The sequence below is a fragment of the Actinoplanes sp. CA-030573 genome, from assembly GCF_050951115.1.
Lineage (GTDB): Bacteria > Actinomycetota > Actinomycetes > Mycobacteriales > Micromonosporaceae > Actinoplanes.
The window spans coordinates 145,547-165,904 of sequence record NZ_CP192038.1; the positions used below are offsets into that span (position 1 = coordinate 145,547).

Below are 20,358 nucleotides of genomic sequence, written 5' to 3' on the forward strand. Positions count from 1 at the left end.
CGCAAGCTGTACAGATCCTGTGTAAAGCTTTCACAGCCTGGGGTCGACCGGCTCCGACTCGGCGGCCAGGATCGCGAACACCAGCTCGTGCACCCGCCACTGCGGCGCACCCTCGGCCAGCCGGTCGAGCGCCGCCAGCCCGAGACCGTGCTCGCGCAGGGCCAGGTTGCGCTTGCGGCCCAGGTTGCGGCCGCGCAGGGCGGCGAGCTGCTCGGGGCGGGTGTACTCGGGACCGTAGATGATCCGCAGGTACTCCCGGCCGCGGCACTTCACGCCGGGCTGGACCAGGCGGCCCCTGCCGTCGGTGACGGCCAGTCCCGCGTACGGCTTGACCACCATCCCCTCCCCGCCGGCCGCGGTGAGCGCGAGCCACCAGTCGATCGCCGCCGTCTCGGCCGCCGGATCGGTCAGATCGACGACCAGCCGCCGGGTCGGCGTGAAGATCTCCGGGTCGGCCGCGACCAGACGGTCGGCGAGCGCCAGGTGCCAACCATGATCCTTCGAGGCGTACGAGACACCGGCACCGGCCAGGACCGCGAACGGCGCGAGGGTGACCCCGCTCAGGCCGTCGGTCGGCTTCACGTAGGCGCGGTAGGCCGCCGAGTAGCCGTCGATCTCCGACGACCGCAGCTCGATCCGGTCGCGCAGCTCGGTGACGTCCAGCCCGCGGGCCGCGACCCGGTCGAGGACCGCGAGCGCCGCCGGCAGGGCGTGCCGGCCGGCCGCGCCGACCCCGGCGTACCGCTCGCGGATGAGCCCGGCCGCCTTGGCCGACCACGGCAGCAGCTCGGCGTCGATCAGCAGCCAGTCGGTGCCGAGCTCGGCGAACAGCGGCGTGGCGGCGGCGCGGACCCGGGCCAGCAGCGGCTCGTCGAGGGAGGGCCCGAAGAACGGCCGGCCGGTACGGGTCCAGATCGCGTCGCCCGTGCCCGAGCGCGAGACCCGCACCACGGCCCGGGAGCCCATGTGCTTCTCCTCGCACACGACCGTCCCGACGCCGGCCGCGCGCAGGTCGGCCAGCGCCGAGGACGGGTGCTCGAGGTACCCGTCCACGTTCGAGGTCGAGCACGGCGCCATCGTCGGCGGCAGCCACACGAGCGTCGCCGGGTCGACGGCGAACCGGCTCATGACCTCGAGGGCGGCGGCCGCGTTCTCCGCGGCGACGGTCGTCCGCCCGTACCCGTAGTCGATGTGCCGACGGCCCGTCACGTCCGCGATGTCCAGTCCCTCGTCCGGCTTCTCCGGACCGGCGAGCGTGAGCGGCCGCACCGGCGCGTAGTACTCCCGCGCCGCCGGCACCGCCACCAGCTCGCGCGACGGCCAGCGCAGGGCGGTCAGCTCGCCGCCGAAGACGCAACCGGTGTCGAGGCAGATCGTGTTGTTGATCCACTCCGGCTTCGGGGTCGGCGTGTGCCCGTAGACGACCGCGGCCGTACCCCGGTAGTCCCGCGCCCACGGATAGCGCACCGGCAACCCGTACTCGTCGGTCTCGCCGGTCGTCTCCCCGTAGAGCGCGAAGCTGCGCACCCGGCCCGACGCCCGCCCCTGATAGGCCTCCTTGAGGCCGGCGTGCGCCACCACGAGCTTGCCGCCGTCGAGCACGTAATGGCTGACCAGACCCTCGATGAAGGACCTGACCTCGCCGACGAACTCCGGGCTCTCCCGGGAGAGCTGGTCGAGCGTCTCCGGCAGGCCGTGGGTGAGCTGCACCTGGCGGCCGCCGAGCTTGCGGGCGAGCTTCTGCTCGTGGTTGCCCGGCACGCAGATCGCCGTGCCCGCCGCGACCATGCCCATCGCCAGCCGCAGCACACCGGGCGAGTCCGGGCCACGGTCCACCAGGTCACCCACGAAGATCAAAGTGCGACCTTCCGGGTGTACGGCGTCGACCGCGCGCCCGGCGGCGTCGCGCACCACCTCATATCCCAGCTGGCCGAGCAGGGCCAGCAGCTCGGCCAGGCAGCCGTGCACGTCGCCGACGATGTCGAACGGCCCGGTCAGCTCCCGCTTGTCGTTGAAGAGCTTCTCGTAGCGGATCTCGGCCGCCGCGATCTCCTCCGGGCCGCGCAGCACGTGCACCTTGCGGAACCCCTCGCGGGTCAGCGACCCGAGCGAGCGCCGCAGGTCGCGGTGCATGCGGGTGAGCACCGGGCGGCCGAACGCGCGGTCGTCGCGCGCCTGCGTGCGTTCCCAGGCCAGCGCCTCGGGCACGTCGAGGACGATCGCCACCGGCAGCACGTCGTGCTCCCGGGCGACCTTGACCAGGCCGGCCCGGGCGTGCGGCTGGAGGTTGGTGGCGTCCACGACGGTGAGCCGGCCGGCGGCCAGCCGCTTGCCCGCCACGTAGTGCAGCACGTCGAAGGCGGCGGCCGACGCCGACTGGTCGTTCTCGTCGTCGGCGACCAGCCCCCGGAAGTAGTCGGAGGAGAGCACCTGGGTCGGCTTGAAGTGGGCGCGGGCGAAGGTCGACTTGCCGGATCCGGAGATGCCGACCAGCGCGACGAGCGCGAGCTCCGGTACGTCGATCACTTGCTCTCCTCCTTCGCCGTGAAGATCGCCATCTGGGTGGGTGCGCCGGTGGTCTCGTGCTCTTCACCGACCGGACGGAATGCCACGCGGTAGCCGTGATCGGTTGCGACCTGACCGGCCCACGCCCGGAACTCGGCGCGGGTCCACTCGAAGCGGTGGTCCGGGTGGCGCATGCCGGTCAGCCCCTCGTAGTGGACGTTGTACTCGGCGTTCGGCGTGGTGACGATGACCGTGCGCGGCTTCGCGTGGCCGAAGACGCTCGCCGCCATGGCCGGCAGCCGCGGCGGGTCGACGTGCTCGATCACCTCCATGAGCACGGCCGCGTCGTAGCCGCGCAGCCTGTCGTCGCGGTAGGTCAGCGCCGACTGCCACAGCCGGACGCGGTCGCGCTGCCGCTCCGGCATCCGGTCGAGCCGCAGCCGCCGGGCCGCCTGGTCGAGCGCCGCCGAGGAGACGTCGCAGCCGACGATCTCGGTGAACCGGCGGTCCTTGATCAGGGCGGCCAGCAGCGCGCCGGGGCCGCAACCGAGGTCGAGCACGCGGGCGGCCTCGACGTCGTGGAGGGCCTCGAGGACGGCGTCGCGGCGCTGTTCGGCGAGCGAGCTTCGGCGTACGACCGGAAGGTCCTGGTCCTCGTCCTTGATCTCCTCGTCGATCTCCAGCCGCTTCAGCGCCGAGTCGGCGAGGGCCCGCTTGTGCGCCAGGTAACGGCGGGCGATCAGGATCTTGTCCGGATGCCCGGCCAGCCAGCCCTCGCCCGAGCGCAGGAGCTTCTCGATCTCGTCGGGCGCGACCCAGTAGTGCTTGTTGTCGTCGAGGACGGGCAGCAGCACGTACAGATGATTGAGCGCGTCGGCCAGCCGCAGCGTGCCGGACAGGCGCAGGTCGAGGTAGCGGCTGTCGCCGCCGATCTCCGGCTCGAGCGGGATCGGCGCGGCCGTCACCTGCCAGCCGAGCGGCGCGAACAGACGGGTGGCCAGCTCGGGAGTGCCGCGCAGCACCGGCACGCGGATCTCCAGCGGGATGCGGCGGGCGGCCAGCTCGGGACGGTCCCGGGAGGCGCCGCGCAACGCGCTGCGGAAGACCTTGGCCAGCGCCGCGGCGAGCAGGCTCGAGGCCGCGTACGGGCGATCGTTGACGTACTGGCCCAGGTCGAACGAGTCACGCTGCAGGCGCAGCCGCCGCGGGTCGACGTCCAGCATCAGCGCCGCCGTGCACCGCTGCTCGGTCGCCTCCGGATACATCACGTACGCCATGCCGGTGGGCACGTCGAACGCATGCACCTTGCCGGGGTGCTTGACCAGCAGATAGCCGAGGTCGGTGGCGGGCGCGTGAGTGGTCGTGACGGTGAGCAGCACGCCCTAGATGATCGGCCCGTTCCGCATGCGGGGCGACCGATTTGTCAGCGGTACTCGTCCTCCAGCTCCACCACTCGATGCTGCTCCTGGGCGTCCCACTCGGGGACCTCGCCGTCCAGCAGGGGCGTGTCGTCGGTGTTCTCCTCGAGGCGGGCCGTGGTCGCCTGCTCCGCGGCGTCGGCCTCGGGAGTTTCGAGATCGAGGTTCTCCGGGTAGGTCATCGCGCTCTCCTTCCACGACCCGAGTTCCCTCTAGCATGCGCCCCAATCCGCCGGCGGCTCCTCCGAACGGTCAGTAGTAGTCCTATCGCGATAAGTGCGAGGCCGGAGAGGGCCGTTCCCGCCACCCGCTGTCCGGTGATCGGGAGGGTGGCCTCGGAGCCGGTCGCGCTGACGACGATCTCGGCGGTGTTGTTCGCCGCGTTCGCCGCCTTGGCGCCGACGCTCGCCGCCGTCTCGGTCGCCAGCGCGTCGGCCACGTCGATCGAGCCGGCCTCGCCCTTGCGGGAGTCCAGGTCCACCGACACGCTGAACATCGTCTTCTCGCCGGGTCCGAGCGCGCGGTTGAGGGCGCAGAGGAACGCCAGGCCGTCCTCGCTCGCTTCCTCGCAGCGCGGGTCGATGTCGGAGGCGGTGACGTTCCCGGGCAGGCGGACCAGGGCGCTGAGCTGGTTGTTGTAGTAGAGCTCGGGATGCAGCGTGCCGGGGCCGCGGTTGAGCATGCCGACCTCGAAGTCGACCGTGCCGCCGAGCTTGGCGGTGCGCTTGGCGCCGATGGCGGCCATGTCCGGCATGGCGGTGCCGGAGACGGTCATCGTGTACGTCGTGGAGTCGTTCTTGTTGTTCACATCCGACTGCGGCTGGTCCTGCGCGGCCGTCACCTGGTTCAGCTGCAGCTCGGCGCCGGTGCCGAAGGGGCCGATGTACTTGTCCAGGTCGTCGGTGTCGGCGCTGGGCAGGATGTCGAGGAAGTCCTGGTAGTCGCTGCTGGTCAGCCACCCGGCCTCGTACTCGCCGACACTGCCGGGAACCGAGTCGGCCGGCGGTTCGAGGGTGAACGGCTGGGCCGGGGCGTAGGTGGCGCCGGCCGCGACCGAGGCGTTGTCGAAGCTGCACAGGATCAGGTCCTCGCCGTACCGGCAGTTGCTGTACGAGGTGGTGCCGAGGAGCGCGGACGGGCCGGAGATGGCCAGCGTCGGCGCCTCCACCGCGACCGTGCCGGCGTTGTGGACGGTCGGCAGGAGATCCACGGTCTTGCCGGGAGCGGCCGGGATCTCGGCGCCGTCGTCGGCCGCGAGATCGACCGCCGTGCCGACCGCGATCTCCGACTGGTCGGTGGCGGCGGTGTCGTCGATCTTCGCGGTCACGGTGACCGCGGCCGAGTCCTGGTCGGTGGCGGTCGAGAGCGGGCTCGCCGTCATGATCGCGACGGGGAGCAGGACCTCGGTCGCCGGGAAGTACCAGTCCCACTGGCAGGTCACCGTGCTGCCGGTGTTGGTGCAGTCGCTTCCGGTCCCGGTCTCCGCGGTGCCCAATGCGCCGGTGTTGACGGCCCGGGCCGCGGCCGCGCCGGCGGCGAACCCGAGAGCGAGGTCGACCTTCGCGAACTTCGCGGCATCGGTGTAATCCACAGTCACCGCGAAATGACGCTCGTCCTCGGTTGTGGTGGCGACGCGCAGCCAGAGAAGCGTCTGCTTCTCGGCGCCGCCCGGGGCCAGAGTGATCCGGCCGAGATGCGGCGCCACCGTCGTTCCCGCGGCGGCGGCCGGGTCGGCCGGGAGCACGAGGGTAAAGGTCAGAAGAAAAACGGCGGCCAGCGCACGCCCGATCCTCGCCATAACTTGACCCTAGATGCGCAAAATGCGGCATGTGCCAGGTTCTGGAAGCAACTTTCGGGGCGGTTTCCCTTCGCCTTCGCGGCTGCGGAATACTGCCTGCTGGAGGACAGCGCGGTCCTGCCCTCTGTCTCCGTACGTGATTGAACTAGGAGCGCACCGATGCCCATCGCTTCTCCCGAGGTCTACGCCGAGATGCTCGACCGCGCCAAGGCCGGCGCGTTCGCCTACCCGGCGATCAACGTGACGTCCTCGCAGACCCTCAACGCGGCCCTGCAGGGCTTCACCGAGGCCGGCAGCGACGGCATCATCCAGATCTCCACCGGCGGCGCCGAGTACGTGTCCGGCCCCACGGTGAAGAACATGGTCACCGGTGCCGTGGCGCTCGCCGAGTTCGCCCACGAGGTCGCCAAGAACTACCCGATCAACGTGGCCCTGCACACCGACCACTGCCCGAAGGACAAGCTGGACAAGTACGTCCGGCCGCTGCTCACGATCTCGAAGGAGCGGGTCGCCAACGGCCGCGCGCCGCTGTTCCAGTCGCACATGTGGGACGGCTCGGCCGTGCCGGTCGACGAGAACCTGCAGATCGCCGAGGAGCTGCTGCGCGACGCGGCCGCCGCGCACATCATCCTCGAGATCGAGGTCGGCGTGGTCGGCGGCGAGGAGGACGGCGTCGCCAACGAGATCAACGACAAGCTGTACTCGACCGTGGAAGACGGCCTGGCCACCGCCGCCGCGCTCGGTCTGGGCGAGAAGGGCCGGTACATGGTCGCCCTGACCTTCGGCAACGTGCACGGCGTCTACAAGCCGGGCAACGTCAAGCTGCGCCCCGAGATCCTCAAGGAGATCCAGGACGCGGTCGGCGCCAAGTACGGCAAGGAGAAGCCGTTCGACCTGGTGTTCCACGGCGGCTCGGGCTCGCTGCTCTCCGAGATCCACGGCGCCCTGGACTACGGCGTGGTCAAGATGAACATCGACACCGACACGCAGTACGCGTTCACCCGTCCGGTGGTCGACCACATGTTCAAGAACTACGACGGCGTCCTGAAGATCGACGGCGAGGTCGGCAACAAGAAGGCGTACGACCCCCGCGCCTGGGGCAAGCTCGCCGAGAACGGCCTGGCCAAGCGGGTCGTCGAGGCGTGCGAGAACCTCCGCTCGACCGGCACCACCCTCTCGAAGTAACCGTTCGTAGACGGCCGGTCCCCGTTAGGGGATCGGCCTGTTTCGTCTTGGCGGGTTACTCACAGGTATGTGTACGATCGTCCCTCCGACCCCCGGAGGATCATGATCGTGCTCGGTATCGAGGGCTACGAGCCCGCGTGGCACCACGACGCGGAAGCCCTCGCGGCCGTTCACCGCACCAGGTTTGTGCGGCTCATCGGGCGGACGATGCGGTCGGGCTGGCTCATGTGGGACATGGTCGAGCGAGGGTGGTTCGCGGACGGCCCGGTGGTGCTCGACTTCGGATTCACCCACGTGGAGATCACGCACCGTAAGTTCGACGAGTGCGCGATCACGTGGGACCAGATCGACTTGAATCAGCCGGTCGACTGGTACGAGCACTTCGACTGGCGGCCCGACCCGCATGTCGCGTTGCGCCGGGCCCGGGGAAAGATCTTGCGAGCGGTCAACGTGATCGAGCTGATCACCGTGGCCGAGTGGCGGCCACGCATCCTGCACGCGATCGAGTTCCTGTTCGAGGGCGCGCGGTTGGCGATCTACAACGCGATGGACGAGAACGGGTTGACGGACGTCCCCGAGTCCGATTTGCCGGCAACGAACTGGCGCCGCGTACACGTCGCTTGAGGTTCCGTTGTGGATGAGCGCTCGGAAATGTCGTACTCAGCTGCTTCAGTAGGCCCCACCCAACACGGGTGGGGTCACTGGGAGAGGGCGGCCATCGCGACGTCCAGCGAATCGGTCACGACGATGAGGTGGGACTGGTCGCCGTGCGGGGACTTCGCGAGCAACGGGCGTAACAGGGCCTCGACCGGGAGCTGGCGCCAGTGCTCCACGCCCAGGAAGACGAACGCTCCGGACGGGCCGTCGGTCTGGTAGAAGGTCTTGGTCGCGGCCTGGAAGATCTCCTGCACCGTGCCGGCCCAGCCGGGGGCGAAGACTATGCCGCCCCGGGAGAGACGCAGGATCGAGTCTTCGCGTACGGCGTTGGAGAAGTACTTGCCGATCTGGCCGGCGAACAGGTTGGCGGGCTCGTGACCGTAGAGCCAGGTGGGCAGGGCCAGCCCGCCGTGGCGCAGGCGGCCTACGACGTCGGCTACGGCGGTGGGCGGGGCCGGGAAAGCGGCGCGCACGGCCAGGGCGGCGGCCGTGTAGGGATCGTGGTCGGCGAAATGGGGAGCGGACGAGAGGCGGTCGATCGCGGTCGAGAGCTGGGTGGCGGGGCGTGTGGAGAAGTAGGCGCCGAGGTTGGCCGCCTCCATCACGCCGGGGCCGCCGCCGGTGACGATCAGGCGGCCGACCGAGGCCAGGCGCCAGGCGAGGGTGGCGGCCATGCGATAGGCGGCGGAGCCCCGGGGAACCGCGTGGCCGCCCATGATGCCGACGGCGGCCTTGGCCGGGCCCGGCCCGCCGACAGGAGAGCCGCCGGGGCCTTGCCCGTGCTCGGCGAGGTCGTCCGAGCGCTGCCCGCCGGGGGAAGGGCTGCCCTCGCTCCGGCGGTGTGCCCAGGCGGCGAGCGCCTTGCCCAGGGCGTTGTCGATGCCGGCGTCGTGCAGGCGCTGGGCCAGGGCCTCGCGGATGTCGGGGCCGGCGCCGCCGTGCTCGACGAAGTGGCGGTAGACCACCGTGTCGTACATGCCGGCGAAGCCCTCCTGGGCGAAGCCGAACGACAGGTCCTCGGGCGTGTAGAGGGTGGCCGGATGCGTGGGGTACGGCCGGGCGTCGAACGGCGGCACCAGGTGGGCGCCGCGGCGGATCAGGTCGATCTCGACGTCGGGGCCGGCGAGGCGGCAACCCACGAAGAGGGCGCCGGTCACGTCCACGCCGGTGAAGTCGGGCGGGTTCTCGTCCAGGTGCAGGCCGAGCACGACGAGGCCGGCCAGCGACCGCTTGCGCAGGTGGGAGTCGAACTCGGCCCGGGACTCGACCTCGTAGGCGGTTTCGTCGAACGGGATGTCCCCGCCGAGCACGGGGTGAAGGGGGTCGCCGGGCATCCCCGTAGGGTAGCGATCGTGCGAAACGCGGCGGGATCGCTCTACGGGCTGGCGTACGGGGACGCGTTCGGGAAGCCGACCGAGTTCCAGGACTACGCGACGATCGTGGCCCGATACGGCCGGGGCGGGCCGACGGAGCTGATCGGGACGCCGGCGCTGGTCACCGACGACACCCAGATGGCGCTCGCGGTGGGTGAGTCCCTGCTGGCGACCGAGGAGATCACGGCGGCGGCGCTCGAGCCGGTGCTGCGGCGGGCCTTCCTCGACTGGGCCAGGAGCCCGGACAACAACCGGGCGCCGGGGATGACCTGCCTGCGGGCGTGCGCGCTGCTCGAGGACGGGCGGCCCTGGCAGCATGCGACCGTGGCCGAGTCGAAGGGCTGCGGTGCGAACATGCGGGTGACGCCGGTCGGCCTCATGCCGGGGCTGAGCGACGACCAACGCGCGGGCGCGGCGCAACTGCAGGCGGCCCTCACCCATGGACATCCGACCGGTCTAGCGGCGAGCGAGCTCACGGCGTACGCGTGCTGGTGGCTCTTGAATGGTCTCCCGCCGCGAGAGGTGCTCGGCGCCCTCCGGGATCGCTGCCGTGGGCAGCGGAAGGTCTACCGCGGCGACTGGCTGGGGGATCTCTGGCGGCAGGCGAGCGTGCCGACGTCGCCGGAGGAGTTCATCGTGACCGGCTGGGACGAGTGCCTGACCGCGCTCGACCGGGTGGAGGCCGCGCTGGCGGCGGGTGAGCTCAGCGGAGATCCGTGTCTGGTGACGGGTGCGGGATGGATCGCCGAGGAGGCCCTGGCGACCGCGCTCTACTGCTATCTGATCTCGCCGGACGAACCGGTCGCGGTGATCGGGCGTGGGGCGGCCTCCTCCGGCGACTCCGACTCGATCGCCTGCCTGGCGGGGGCTTTCGCGGGTGCGGCACTCGGGCTTTCCGCGTGGCCGGCGGCATGGCAAACCCGGATCGAGTACGCGGACCGCCTGGCCCGCCTCGCGCAGGCGTGGGATTGATCGAAAGTCCGGGGCAGTGGGAATTCATCCCCATGCGGCCGGTTGAATGAAGTCATGCAGAACCTGCTTCCCGAGCCGCCGGCCACCCTGCTGCCGGCCGACGCCGAGGCCGAGAACGCGCTGGCCAAGGCGGCCGAGACCGGCACCGCCGACGCGTACAAGGCGGTCGCGGCCGCCCACCCGGCCTTCAGTGGCGGCTGGGCCGCCCTCGCCGCCGACGCGCTTGCCGCCGGCGAACCCGTCACCGCCTACGCCTACGCCCGCACCGGTTACCACCGCGGCCTCGACGCGCTGCGCCGCAACGGATGGAAGGGCCATGGCCCGGTGCCCTGGTCGCACGGGCCGAACCAGGGCTTCCTGCGCTGCCTGCACAGCCTGTCGCAGGCCGCCGCCGAGATCGGCGAGGCCGACGAGGCGGCGCGGTGCGCCCAGTTCCTCCGCGACAGCGACCCGGCCGCGGCCGACGCCCTGACCTGAGGCCGACTCGTGGCCGGAGGGCGGTTACAGCCCTTCGGCCACGGCGGCGGCGATTTTGAGCCAGGCGTCCTTCGTGTTGGCGGAGAGCTGGCCGTATCTCAGCGGCTCGCCGGAGTCGATCAGCTTCTCGTAGGGCGCCATCAGCACGGCCCGGGTGCGGGCCGCGAAGTGCCGCTGGATCGCCGGCAGGTCGATGTCCTTGCGGGTCGGCGGCAGCGAGACGACGGTGATCGCCTGGCGGACCAGCCGCTGGCGGCCGCTCTGCTCGAGGTGGTCGAGCATGCGGGCGGCGGTCTCGGCCGAGTCGTTCCGGGCCGACATGCTGATCACCAGCTGGTCGGTGGCGTCGATCGCGGCCTGCCAGTTCTGAGCGCGGACGTTGTTGCCGGTGTCCACAAAGATCAGCTTGTAGAACCGGCTGACGATCTCCCGGATCTCGGCGAAGGCGGCGGCCGTCAGCATCTCGCCGGCGGTCGCGGACTCGTCCGACGCGAGCACGTCGAACATGCCCTCGCCCTGCGCCCGTACGTATTGGGAAAGATCGCCGACCCGGCCGTGCGAGCCGCGGAAGAGATGCAGGTCGCGCATCATGTCCCGCACGGTGCGGGCGTGGAAGTCCTGCTGCGCCCGCATGCCGAGGGTGCCCTGGGTCTCGTTGTTGTCCCAGGCGAGCACGTAGCCGCCGCGCTTCTGGCCGAATGTCATGGCCAGCAGCAGGACCGCCACCGTCTTGCCCGCGCCGCCCTTGGGGTTGACCACGGTCACCTGGCGCAGCCCGCCGAAGTTGCGGCGGACCATCTCCACGTCCTGCTTGTACTCCTGCTCGCGCTTGCCCGGGGCGAGCCGGACCAGGCCCATCGCGGTCTTGTTGAGCATCGCGCGGGCGCCCATGGTCGCGGTGGGCTCGGCCGGCTTGGCCAGGCGGCGGCGGGCGAACTCCTCGGCGGTGGGCGTGCCGTCGGAGACCCACGGGAGGTCCTCGAACGGGTCGCCCGAGGGCTGGCCCGGCGGCGGGGGTGGCGGCTGGGCCGGGGCGTGGGCCTGCGGCGGGAAGGCGCGCGGGTCCATGGTCGGCGGGTAGGGACCGGGCGGCGGCGGGGGCGCGTGCTGGGCCTGGTGCTGCGGGGGAATGGCAGGGGGAAGGGTGGTGGCCTGCGGGGGTGCGGAGTGCGGTGGGGCCGGGTGCAGTGGCGGGGCTGACTGCGGTTGCGTCGGGCCGGTCTGAGGAGTCGGGCCGATCTGAGGAGTTGGGCCGGTCTGCGCGGAGAGGTTGGTCGGCGCGGACTGGGTGGTCGGTGCCGGCGGGACCTGGGCGGCGCCTTGCGGGTGGGGTGCGGCGCTCTGGGGAGTGGGGCCCGGGCGGTAGATCGCGCCATTTGAGGGATCGGCGGACGGGGAATGCGGGGCCGGGCCGGATGAGGGCTGGACAGAGGGCTGCCCGGGACGGACCGCGGCCGGGCCGGTCGCGCTCGGGCCGGTCGCGCTGGGGCCGGTCGCGCTCGGGCCGGTCGCGCTCGGGCCGGTCACGCTCGGGCCGGTCACGCTCGGGCCGGTCACGCCGGGGCCGGCTGTGCTGGCCGCGGCGGGGCCGGGTGTGCCGGGGACCGAGGCGGTGGCGCGGGCCGGTGGGGGTGTGGGGTCGGTGGTGGGGCGCTGCGGAGGCTGGGACCACGGGGAGTCGGGGCTGGTGTGCACGCCCGATCCTGAGGTCGGCGCCGCGGGGGAAGCGGGGGACTCGGCGGTGGGGGTCGGGCTGGTTGCCGGTGGTTCGAGGTTGGGCCAGGCCTGGGACGGGGCCGCGTGCTGCGCGCGGGGCGGCGGGGTGGCCATCGGCGGGCGCGGCACCGGGATCTGCGTGGCCGGGGGGATCTGCGTCGTGGGTGGGTGGACCGGGGCGTTCGGCGGGGGCGGCACGGGAGCCCCGCGGTCGGGGCGGTAGACCGGCTGGGAGGCGGGCATGCCCGGCACGGTGGGCTGGGCGGACGAGCCGGGGGCGCTGTGCTGGCCGGGAACGCCGTGCTGGCCGGGAACGCCGTGCTGGCCGGGAACGCCGTGCTGGCCGGGAACGCCGGGCCGGCCGGAAGCGCCTGGGACGGCGTGTGAGCCGGGGGCGCTGTGCGAGCCGGGAGCGCCGGGGATGCCGGATACGCCGTGTGCGCCCGGAACGCCGGGTGGGCCGGGCACGGGGACCGGGGGCGGCGTCTGGTGCGGCACCGGGCGGCCGTGCACCGGCGCTTCCACCTCGTCGTCCCAGAACGGCTCCACGTCCCGGTCGGGGGGCGTGGGATTCGTCCCCGGGACGTAGACGCGGTCGGCGTGCTCGTCCTCCACGGAAGCGTCCTCCCCGAAATTGTCGTACTTCAGTACTACTTCAGACTCTCACGGTCCGTCAGCTCGCGTACACCGCCCAGGCGCCGGGCTCGGTCCACCAGGAGCGCTTGCGGGTCATCGAGCCGCCGACGCCGTCGTCGAGGAAGTGCAGCTCACCGTCGCGGGGCAGCACCGAGACCGCGCGGCCGCGAGCGCGGCGCACCTCGACCTGGACCTTGGTGCCGCGGAACCGCTGCTTGACGATCTTAGGGACCGCGACCGCCACCTCGACCCGGCCGTCCGTGGGATCACCGTCGGCCAACAGGCGGAACCCGTCGAACTCCGCGTACCCGGCGCCGTTGCCGATCGCGCAGGCCAGGATCGGCTCTTCGCCGTCGGAGAGCAGCGCGTCGTCCACCTCCACCCGGCCCCGCCAGGCGACCGCGCGACCGTCGTCGTCCGCGCCGCCGACCAGGGCGCCGTCGACGGTCACCGAGCCGCCGTCGTTGCGCAGCAGATCGAGCCGGCGGACCTTTCCGGCGAGCACGGCCTCGGCGACCCCGGCGGGGGTACGCGGGAGCTCGAGCTGGGCGGCGAGATCCGTTGTGTTCGTCACATCGAGCGGCAGCAGCGCCACGGGCGGCAGATCGGGGACGGTCCGCTCCGCGGGCAGGTCGGACGGCCGCTTGCTCGGCGCCGGGGCGTACCGCCGGACCAGCCGTCGCAGGACGGCGCGCAACTGGCCGTCGACCGCCGTCGCCACCACCAGCCGGGCCTTGCTGTCGGGGTCGGGCCAGGTCAGGCCGTCGGGCCGGGGATCGCCGTCGAAGCGCGCGAGAACCGCGTCGATCTCCTCGTCGCTCTCGGCGGTGATCGTCTCGACCCGCGCGCCCGCCTTCGTGAGGGCCTCGGCGAGCTGCAGCACCGGCACCCGAGGCGCGGCGCAGGCCTCAGGCTCGGTAGAGGCCGAGGCCGACGCGGAAGCCGACGCGGAAGCCGAAGCCGACGCCGACGCCGAACCGCAAGCCGAACCGCAGGCGCCGCCGCACGCGCCGGCCGAACCCTGCCCCTCGGCCAGACTCAGGATCACGACGTCGTACATCAGGCCCCGCCCAGCACCGAGTGCCGCTCGATGACCGCCTCGCGGCCCGGGCCGACGCCGACGATGGAGATCCGGGCGCCGAGGCGCTGCTCGACGAACTCGACGAAGCGCTGCGCGTCCTTGGGGAGGTCCTCGAACGTACGGCAGCCGGAGATGTCCTGTTTCCAGCCGGGCAGCGTCTCGTAGATCGGGACCGCGTGGTGGAAGTCGGTCTGGTTGATCGGCATCTCGTCGTGGCGCACGCCGTTGACGTCATAGGCCACGCAGACCGGGATCTCGTCCAGATCGTCGTAGTTGTCCAACTTGGTCAGTGCGAAGTCGGTGACCCCGTTGACCCGCTGCGCGTACCGGCCGATGACCAGGTCGAGCCAGCCGATGCGGCGCGGGCGTCCGGTCGTCGTGCCGTACTCGTGGCCGACCTCGCGGAGGTAGTCGCCGAACTTGTCGTGCAGCTCGGTCGGGAACGGGCCCTCGCCGACCCGGCTGGTGAACGCCTTGAGCACGGCCACCACCCGGTCGATCCGGGTGGGCGGGATGCCGGAGCCGGTGCAGGCGCCGCCGGACGTCGCGTTCGAGCTGGTCACGAACGGGTAGGTGCCGTGGTCCACATCGAGCAGGGTGGCCTGGCCGGCCTCGCACAGCACGACCTTGCCGTCGTCGATGGCGTTCGCCAGCTCCAGCGCCGTGTCACCGACATAGGGGCGGAGGCGATCGACGTACGAGAGGAGCTCCTTGACCACGTCCTCCGGCTTGACCGCCTGCCGGTTGTAAATCTTGGACAGCACCTGGTTCTTGAAGGAGAGAGCCGCCTCGACCTTCTGGCGCAGGATCGACTCGTCGAAGAGGTCCTGGATGCGGACGCCCATCCGGTTCATCTTGTCGGCGTAGGTGGGGCCGATGCCGCGACCGGTCGTGCCGATCCGGCGCGCGCCCAGGTACCGCTCGCTGACCTTGTCGAGCGTGCGGTTGTAGGACGGGATGACGTGCGCGTTGGCGCTGATCCGCAGGCGCGACGTGTCGATGCCGCGGGCCTCGAGGCCGTCGATCTCCTGGAACAGGACGGCGAGGTCGACCACCACGCCGTTGCCGATCACCGGGACCACGCCCGGGGTCAGGATTCCGCTCGGGAGCAGGTGCAGCGCGTACTTTTCGCCGTTGATCACCACGGTGTGGCCGGCGTTGTTGCCTCCGTTGAACTTGACCACGTAGTCGAGCCGGTCGCCCAGCAGGTCAGTGGCCTTGCCCTTGCCCTCGTCGCCCCATTGGGCGCCGACCAACACGATCACCGGCACTTCCGTGACGCCTTCCGTCGCTCCCGTGTACGCGGGAAAGCCCGGGTACCTGCGAAGTTTACGCGACCGACCAGCGGTGCGACGTGCGGAAGGACGCCGCCGGTAGGATCGGCGGTCGTGCGCGTACTTCTGATCGGGTCCGGCGGGCGGGAACACGCCCTCGCCGTCGGCCTCGCCGCCGATCCGTCCGTCGACTTCCTCGCCGCCGCTCCCGGCAATCCGGGCATCGCCCAGCTCGCGGAGATCCACGCGGTGACGGCCACCGATCCGGGCGCGGTGGCCGCGCTGGCCGTCGAGCTCGCGGCCGACCTGGTGGTCGTCGGACCGGAGGCGCCGCTGGTGGCGGGGGTGGCCGATGCCGTACGCGCCAAGGGCATCGCCTGCTTCGGCCCGAGCGCCGCCGCCGCCCAGCTGGAGGGGTCGAAGGCGTTCGCGAAGGACGTGATGGCGGCGGCCGGCGTGCCGACCGCGCGGTCCGCTGCGTGCACCTCCGCGGAGCAGGTCGATCGCGCGCTGGCCGATCTCGGTGCGCCCTATGTGGTCAAGAACGACGGTCTCGCGGCCGGCAAGGGCGTGGTGGTCACCTCGTCACTCGAGGAGGCCCGCCGGCACGCCGCCGACTGCGGAAAAGTCGTGATCGAGGAGTATCTGTCGGGCCCTGAGGTGTCGCTCTTCGTGGTCACCGACGGCACCGCGGCGGTCCCCCTGATGCCGGCCCAGGACTTCAAGCGCCTGGGCGACGGCGACGAGGGCCCGAACACGGGCGGCATGGGAGCGTACGCGCCGTTGGACTGGGCGCCGGACGACCTGGTGCCCCAGGTGATGCGCGAGGTCGTCGAGCCGACGCTGGCCGAGATGCGCTCGCGGGGCATCCCGTTCGCCGGGTTGCTCTACGTCGGACTCGCGTTGACGCCGGACGGGCCCAAGGTCATCGAGTTCAACGCCCGCTTCGGCGACCCGGAGACGCAGGTCGTGCTGGCGCTGCTGGCGACGCCGCTGGGCGGCCTGCTCGAGGCGGCGGCGACCGGCAAGCTGGCCGCGCACCCGCCGCTGCGCTGGCACGAGGGCGCGGCCGTCACGGTCGTGGTGGCCAGCCAGAACTACCCCGGAACCCCGCGCACCGGCGACGTCATCACCGGCGCCGAGGTCCCCGGCGTGATCCACGCCGGCACGGCCCGCCGCGACGACGGCGCCCTGATCTCGGCCGGCGGCCGGGTGCTCAGCGTGACCGCGCTGGGCGCCGACCTGGCGGCGGCTCGCGAAGCCGCGTACGCCCTGGTCGACGGCGTCACACTGGACGGCGCGCAGTACCGGACGGACATCGCGCTGGCCGCGGTCGAGGGCCGCATCCGCCTCTGATCAAGACCGCGAAGGGGCCGGCTGGATCAGCCGGCCCCTGACAACGAACCGAAGCGTCAGGCCTTCGGGATGTCGAAGAGCTTGGCCACGTTGGCGGCGAGGCCGAGGTCGCCCTTGGCCTTGATCTTGCCGGTCATGAACATCATCATCGGGTTGCCGTCGCCCGAGACGACCTTCAGGAACGTGACCGGGTCCATGGTCATGGCGAGCTTCGGCTCGCGGGCCGGCTGGTTGGTCACGGTGCAGGCGCCGTTCTCGATCACGGTCTCGTAGGTGTCGCTCGCGCCGCCGGCGCCGCCGGTGATGATCCAGTGGATGACGGCCGAGGTGTTGCCGGCCTTCTCGGCGCGGAACAGCGTCGGCATCCGGTTGAAGACCTCGTCCAGGATCTTCGTGCGCGCGTCGCCGGCCATGACCTCGGCGATCTGCGAATCCGGCGTCGTCTTGACGAGCTGAGCGAACTCCTTCGGGCCGATCGAGGCGAGCGACTCGGGGTTGAAATCAGTCATCGGTGGACCTTTCGGTATCTGCGCTGTACCTACTCGTCGGTAACCTTAGCGACAATGCCGCTTCTTCGTGCAGTGTGCCACTCCCCAATAAGTGTTGGACAGTCGGCGCGCGCACGCATAGACTCCCCAACATGTCTTTGGGAGATGCGGCGGCCGAGCCGGCCGGTGGGGAGAAGGCCGCGCTGCGGGCCATGGCCCATCCGGTCCGGCTACGGATGATGTCGCTGCTCACGGCCGCGCCGATGACCGCGGCCGAGGTCGCGCGGGAGCTCGGCCTCACCCACGCCAACGCGAGCTATCACCTGCGCAACCTGCTCGCCGGCGGGCTGATCAGGGTCGAGGGCGAGGAGAAGATTCGCGGCGGTGTCGCCAAGCGTTATCGCTACGACGTGGCGCACGATCACGCGCAGGAGCGACAGCGCGGTCCGAAGTCGGATGAGCAGCTCCGTCTCGAGTTCTCGGCTTTCGCACACGAGCTGATCAGGCGTACGCGTGAAGCGCACTTCCCGCCGGGACCGAAGCTCATGGCCGACGCCGAGCTCTGGGTCGAACCGGAGAGATGGGCCGAGATCCGCAAGCGGGTCGCCGACGCCCTGCGCGAGCTGCACGAGGTGGCCCGCCCCCCGCGCACCCCCGGCACCATCCGCACGAGCACGACGGCCGCGATGTTCCAGATGGGGGAAGAGGAATGAGAGTTCCCGCGCCGCTGCGCCACCGTCCGTTCCGTGTCCTGCTCGCGGGCCGCACGATCAATGCGCTGGGCAACGCGTTCGCCCCGATCGCGCTCGCCTTCGCCGTCCTCGACATCAGCGGCTCGGCCACCGACCTCGGCTTCGTGGTCGGCGCCCGCACGGTGGTCAACGTCGCGTTCCTGCTCTTCGGCGGGGTCCTGGCCGACCGCTTGCCGAAGAACCTGCTGATGGTCGGCTCGAGCCTGGCCGCGGCGGCGACCCAGGGCGTCGTCGCGGCGCTGGTGCTGACCCACTCGGCGACGATTCCGTTGCTGATCGGCCTGGCCGCGATCAACGGCATGGTGGGCGCGCTGGCGTTGCCGGCCAGCGCCTCGATCCTGCCGCAGACCGTGCCGGAGGGGATCCGCCAGCAGGCGAACGCGCTCAGCCGGCTCTTCCTCAACGGCGCCGCGATCTTCGGGGCGCCGGCGGCCGGCATCGTGGTGGCGGCGGTCGGCCCGGGCTGGGGCATCGCGGTCGACGCGGTGAGCTTCGCGATCTCGGCGGTGTGCTTCGCCGCGCTCGGCATGCCGGCGCCGGCGACCGGCAAGGCGGAGAACGCCACGCGCCCGCACATCTTCGCCGACCTGCGGACCGGGTGGTCGGAGTTCCGGTCCCGCACCTGGCTGTGGGTCGTGGTGGCCGGTTTCGGCGTGTTCAACATGGCCTGGGCCGGCGGCCTCTTCGTGCTCGGTCCGGTCGTCGCCGACGACACGTTCGGGCGCCGGGCCTGGGGTTTCGTGCTGGCCGCGCAGACCGCCGGCATGATCATCGGGGGACTCGTCGCGATGCGGCTCCGGCTGCGGCGGCTGCTGTTCTTCGGCGTCGCGTGCTGCCTGCCGCTCTCCCTGCCGGTCTTCCTGCTCGGCGCGTATCCGCAGCCGTGGGCGCTGATGATCGGCGCGTTTCTCGGCGGCCTCACCCTCGAGCAGTTCGGCGTCGCCTGGGAGACGTCGATGCAGGAACATGTGCCGTCGGACAAACTCGCGCGCGTCTACTCGTACGACATGGTCGGCTCTTTCGTCGCGATACCCGTCGGCGAGATGACCGTCGGTCCCATCGCCCAGCTCGCCGGCCGGGAGGCCACCCTGATCGGCGCGGGACTGCTCATGGTCGCCGCCGTCGTGTTCATGCTGAGCAGGCGGGACGTGCGCACGCTGGCGCACAAGCTGCCCGAGCCCGCCGCCGAGCCCATGAAAGAATCGATCGCGTGACGATCCCGAACGTGCTGGCCGCCCGATACGCCTCCGCCGAGCTCACCGCCCTCTGGTCCCCGGAGGAGAAGATCCGGATGGAGCGCCGGCTCTGGCTCGCCGTGCTGCGCGCGCAGCGCGATCTGGGAGTGTCGGTGCCCGAGGGCGCGGTCGAGGCCTACGAGGCGGTGCTCGACCAGGTCGACCTGTCGTCGATCGCGGCCCGGGAGCGGGTCACCCGGCACGACGTGAAGGCGCGCATCGAGGAGTTCAGCGCGCTCGCCGGCTTCGAGCAGATCCACAAGGGCATGACCTCGCGCGATCTGACCGAGAACGTCGAGCAGCTGCAGATCCGGGCCTCCCTCGAGCTCGTACGCGAACGGGTGGTGAGCGCCCTCGCCCGGCTCACCGAGCGCGCCGTCGAGTACTCGGATCTGGTGATCACCGGCCGCTCGCACAACGTGGCGGCGCAGGCGACCACCCTCGGCAAGCGTTTCGCCTCGGCCGCGGAAGAGCTGCTCATCGCGTACGAGCGACTGGACGACCTGATCGGGCGGTATCCCCTGCGCGGGATCAAGGGTCCGGTCGGCACCGCCGCCGACCAGCTCGACCTGCTCGACGGCGACTTCGAGGCGCTCGCCACGCTCGAGCAGCGGGTCGCCGGCCACCTCGGCTTCAACCGGGTGCTCAGCAGCGTCGGCCAGGTCTACCCGAGGTCGCTCGACTTCGACGTGGTCGCGGCCCTGGCCCAGGTCGTCGCCGGCCCGTCGTCGCTGGCCACCACGATCCGCCTGATGGTCGGCCAGGAGCTGGTCACCGAGGGCTTCAAGCCGGGCCAGGTCGGCTCGTCGGCGATGCCGCACAAGATGAACACGCGCTCCTCCGAGCGGGTCAACGGGCTCGCCGTGATCGTCCGCGGCTATCTCTCGATGGTCGGCGAGCTGGCCGGCGACCAGTGGAACGAGGGCGACGTCTCCTGCTCGGTGGTCCGCCGGGTGGCCCTGCCCGACGCGTTCTTCGCCACCGACGGCCTGTTCCAGACGTTCCTCACCGTGCTCGAGGAGTTCGGGGCGTACCCGGCGGTGATCGCCCGCGAGCTCGACCGGTTCCTGCCGTTCCTGGCCACCACCAAGATCCTGGTGGCGGCCGTGCGCAAGGGCGTCGGCCGGGAGACCGCGCACGAAGTGATCAAGGAGCACGCGGTCGCGGTGGCGCTGGCCATGCGGGAGAAGGGCGCGGCCGTGAACGATCTGTTCGACCGGCTCGCCGGCGACGAGCGGCTGCGGCTGACCCGCGGCGAGATCGACACCCTGGTCGCCGACCGGGCGGCCTTCGTCGGGGCGGCGCCGTCGCAGGTGCGTGCCGTGGCCGACCGGGTTGCGTCGATCGTCGCGGCGCACCCGGCCGCGGCGCGGTACTCGCCGGCGCCGATCCTCTGATACGCCGTCGAGGCGCGGCGGAGCTCGACCCTCACGCC

At 71.6% G+C, this 20,358-nt stretch carries 17 protein-coding genes; 8 read left to right on the forward strand and 9 right to left on the reverse strand.

Annotation, left to right across the window (positions count from 1 at the left end; translation table 11 throughout):
- Positions 1-30: 30 nt before the first annotated feature.
- From ACQP2F_RS00730 to ACQP2F_RS00745, 4 genes are read right to left on the reverse strand one after another with little or no spacing between them, the layout of a single operon-like run.
- Positions 31-2,526, reverse strand: coding sequence for a polynucleotide kinase-phosphatase (locus ACQP2F_RS00730; RefSeq protein WP_433299755.1), 2,496 nt, complete (start codon positions 2,524-2,526; stop codon positions 31-33).
- The gene (locus ACQP2F_RS00735) at positions 2,523-3,884 is read right to left on the reverse strand and encodes a 3' terminal RNA ribose 2'-O-methyltransferase Hen1 (RefSeq protein WP_433299756.1); all 1,362 of its coding nucleotides are present in this window, start codon (positions 3,882-3,884) and stop codon (positions 2,523-2,525) included. The genes ACQP2F_RS00730 and ACQP2F_RS00735 overlap by 4 nt, the downstream gene beginning before the upstream one ends.
- Before the next feature lie 44 nt (positions 3,885-3,928).
- Complete coding sequence (locus ACQP2F_RS00740; protein WP_433299757.1) at positions 3,929-4,105, reverse strand: hypothetical protein; 177 nt, start codon at positions 4,103-4,105, stop codon at positions 3,929-3,931.
- A complete protein-coding gene (locus ACQP2F_RS00745) occupies positions 4,102-5,721 on the reverse strand; it encodes an LPXTG cell wall anchor domain-containing protein (RefSeq protein WP_433299758.1) in 1,620 nt (539 codons plus the stop codon). Before ACQP2F_RS00745 ends, ACQP2F_RS00740 begins: the two co-directional genes overlap by 4 nt.
- Positions 5,722-5,880: 159 nt before the next feature.
- Here ACQP2F_RS00745 and fbaA point away from each other — a divergent pair, with 159 nt between their 5' ends.
- Complete coding sequence (gene fbaA / locus ACQP2F_RS00750; protein WP_433299759.1) at positions 5,881-6,906, forward strand: class II fructose-bisphosphate aldolase; 1,026 nt, start codon at positions 5,881-5,883, stop codon at positions 6,904-6,906.
- A 102-nt stretch (positions 6,907-7,008) separates the two neighbouring features.
- Positions 7,009-7,530: a hypothetical protein gene (locus tag ACQP2F_RS00755; RefSeq protein WP_433299760.1), complete on the forward strand. Its 522-nt coding sequence runs from the start codon at positions 7,009-7,011 to the stop codon at positions 7,528-7,530.
- Between the two features lie 74 nt (positions 7,531-7,604).
- On the opposite strand, the gene ACQP2F_RS00760 is transcribed toward ACQP2F_RS00755, so the two are convergent.
- Positions 7,605-8,897, reverse strand: coding sequence for an LOG family protein (locus tag ACQP2F_RS00760; protein WP_433299761.1), 1,293 nt, complete (start codon positions 8,895-8,897; stop codon positions 7,605-7,607).
- Between the two features lie 18 nt (positions 8,898-8,915).
- On the opposite strand from ACQP2F_RS00760, the gene ACQP2F_RS00765 reads away from it, so the two are divergent.
- Positions 8,916-9,908 (forward strand): ADP-ribosylglycohydrolase family protein, encoded by a 993-nt coding sequence (locus ACQP2F_RS00765; RefSeq protein ID WP_433299762.1) that lies wholly within the window; start codon positions 8,916-8,918, stop codon positions 9,906-9,908.
- A 54-nt stretch (positions 9,909-9,962) separates the two neighbouring features.
- Complete coding sequence (locus ACQP2F_RS00770; RefSeq protein WP_433299763.1) at positions 9,963-10,385, forward strand: DUF3151 domain-containing protein; 423 nt, start codon at positions 9,963-9,965, stop codon at positions 10,383-10,385.
- 24 nt (positions 10,386-10,409) lie between these two features.
- Here ACQP2F_RS00770 and ACQP2F_RS00775 read toward each other — a convergent pair whose 3' ends face one another.
- Genes ACQP2F_RS00775 through ACQP2F_RS00785 form a run of 3 tightly spaced genes read right to left on the reverse strand, consistent with a single transcriptional unit; the run spans position 10,410 to position 15,089 of the window.
- Positions 10,410-12,716: a chromosome partitioning protein gene (locus ACQP2F_RS00775; RefSeq protein ID WP_433299764.1), complete on the reverse strand. Its 2,307-nt coding sequence runs from the start codon at positions 12,714-12,716 to the stop codon at positions 10,410-10,412.
- A gap of 58 nt (positions 12,717-12,774) precedes the next feature.
- Positions 12,775-13,797, reverse strand: coding sequence for a hypothetical protein (locus ACQP2F_RS00780; protein ID WP_433299765.1), 1,023 nt, complete (start codon positions 13,795-13,797; stop codon positions 12,775-12,777).
- On the reverse strand, positions 13,797-15,089 hold the full coding sequence (locus tag ACQP2F_RS00785; RefSeq protein WP_433299766.1) for an adenylosuccinate synthase: 1,293 nt from the start codon (positions 15,087-15,089) through the stop codon (positions 13,797-13,799). The genes ACQP2F_RS00780 and ACQP2F_RS00785 overlap by 1 nt, the downstream gene beginning before the upstream one ends.
- A gap of 117 nt (positions 15,090-15,206) precedes the next feature.
- Between ACQP2F_RS00785 and purD the strand changes: the two genes are divergently transcribed.
- On the forward strand, positions 15,207-16,448 hold the full coding sequence (purD, locus tag ACQP2F_RS00790; RefSeq protein ID WP_433299767.1) for a phosphoribosylamine--glycine ligase: 1,242 nt from the start codon (positions 15,207-15,209) through the stop codon (positions 16,446-16,448).
- Between the two features lie 56 nt (positions 16,449-16,504).
- Here purD and ACQP2F_RS00795 read toward each other — a convergent pair whose 3' ends face one another.
- Complete coding sequence (locus ACQP2F_RS00795; RefSeq protein ID WP_433299768.1) at positions 16,505-16,957, reverse strand: SCP2 sterol-binding domain-containing protein; 453 nt, start codon at positions 16,955-16,957, stop codon at positions 16,505-16,507.
- 131 nt (positions 16,958-17,088) lie between these two features.
- Here ACQP2F_RS00795 and ACQP2F_RS00800 point away from each other — a divergent pair, with 131 nt between their 5' ends.
- Genes ACQP2F_RS00800 through purB form a run of 3 tightly spaced genes read left to right on the forward strand, consistent with a single transcriptional unit; the run spans position 17,089 to position 20,320 of the window.
- The gene (locus ACQP2F_RS00800) at positions 17,089-17,649 is read left to right on the forward strand and encodes an ArsR/SmtB family transcription factor (protein WP_433299769.1); all 561 of its coding nucleotides are present in this window, start codon (positions 17,089-17,091) and stop codon (positions 17,647-17,649) included.
- Entirely contained in the window at positions 17,646-18,902 is a 1,257-nt protein-coding gene (locus ACQP2F_RS00805; protein WP_433299770.1) for an MFS transporter, read from the forward strand. The genes ACQP2F_RS00800 and ACQP2F_RS00805 overlap by 4 nt, the downstream gene beginning before the upstream one ends.
- Complete coding sequence (purB, locus tag ACQP2F_RS00810; RefSeq protein ID WP_433299771.1) at positions 18,899-20,320, forward strand: adenylosuccinate lyase; 1,422 nt, start codon at positions 18,899-18,901, stop codon at positions 20,318-20,320. Before ACQP2F_RS00805 ends, purB begins: the two co-directional genes overlap by 4 nt.
- Positions 20,321-20,358: the final 38 nt, after the last annotated feature.

Excerpts from the sequence above, each read along its gene's own strand:
- ACQP2F_RS00740 (WP_433299757.1), bottom strand. The coding sequence starts at position 4,105 with ATGACCTACCCGGAGAACCTCGATCTCGAAACTCCCGAGGCCGACGCC.
- ACQP2F_RS00745 (WP_433299758.1), bottom strand. The coding sequence starts at position 5,721 with ATGGCGAGGATCGGGCGTGCGCTGGCCGCCGTTTTTCTTCTGACCTTT.
- fbaA (WP_433299759.1), top strand. The coding sequence starts at position 5,881 with ATGCCCATCGCTTCTCCCGAGGTCTACGCCGAGATGCTCGACCGCGCC.
- ACQP2F_RS00755 (WP_433299760.1), top strand. The coding sequence starts at position 7,009 with ATGATCGTGCTCGGTATCGAGGGCTACGAGCCCGCGTGGCACCACGAC.
- ACQP2F_RS00760 (WP_433299761.1), bottom strand. The coding sequence starts at position 8,897 with ATGCCCGGCGACCCCCTTCACCCCGTGCTCGGCGGGGACATCCCGTTC.
- ACQP2F_RS00770 (WP_433299763.1), top strand. The coding sequence starts at position 9,963 with ATGCAGAACCTGCTTCCCGAGCCGCCGGCCACCCTGCTGCCGGCCGAC.
- ACQP2F_RS00780 (WP_433299765.1), bottom strand. The coding sequence starts at position 13,797 with ATGTACGACGTCGTGATCCTGAGTCTGGCCGAGGGGCAGGGTTCGGCC.
- ACQP2F_RS00795 (WP_433299768.1), bottom strand. The coding sequence starts at position 16,957 with ATGACTGATTTCAACCCCGAGTCGCTCGCCTCGATCGGCCCGAAGGAG.
- ACQP2F_RS00800 (WP_433299769.1), top strand. The coding sequence starts at position 17,089 with ATGTCTTTGGGAGATGCGGCGGCCGAGCCGGCCGGTGGGGAGAAGGCC.
- ACQP2F_RS00805 (WP_433299770.1), top strand. The coding sequence starts at position 17,646 with ATGAGAGTTCCCGCGCCGCTGCGCCACCGTCCGTTCCGTGTCCTGCTC.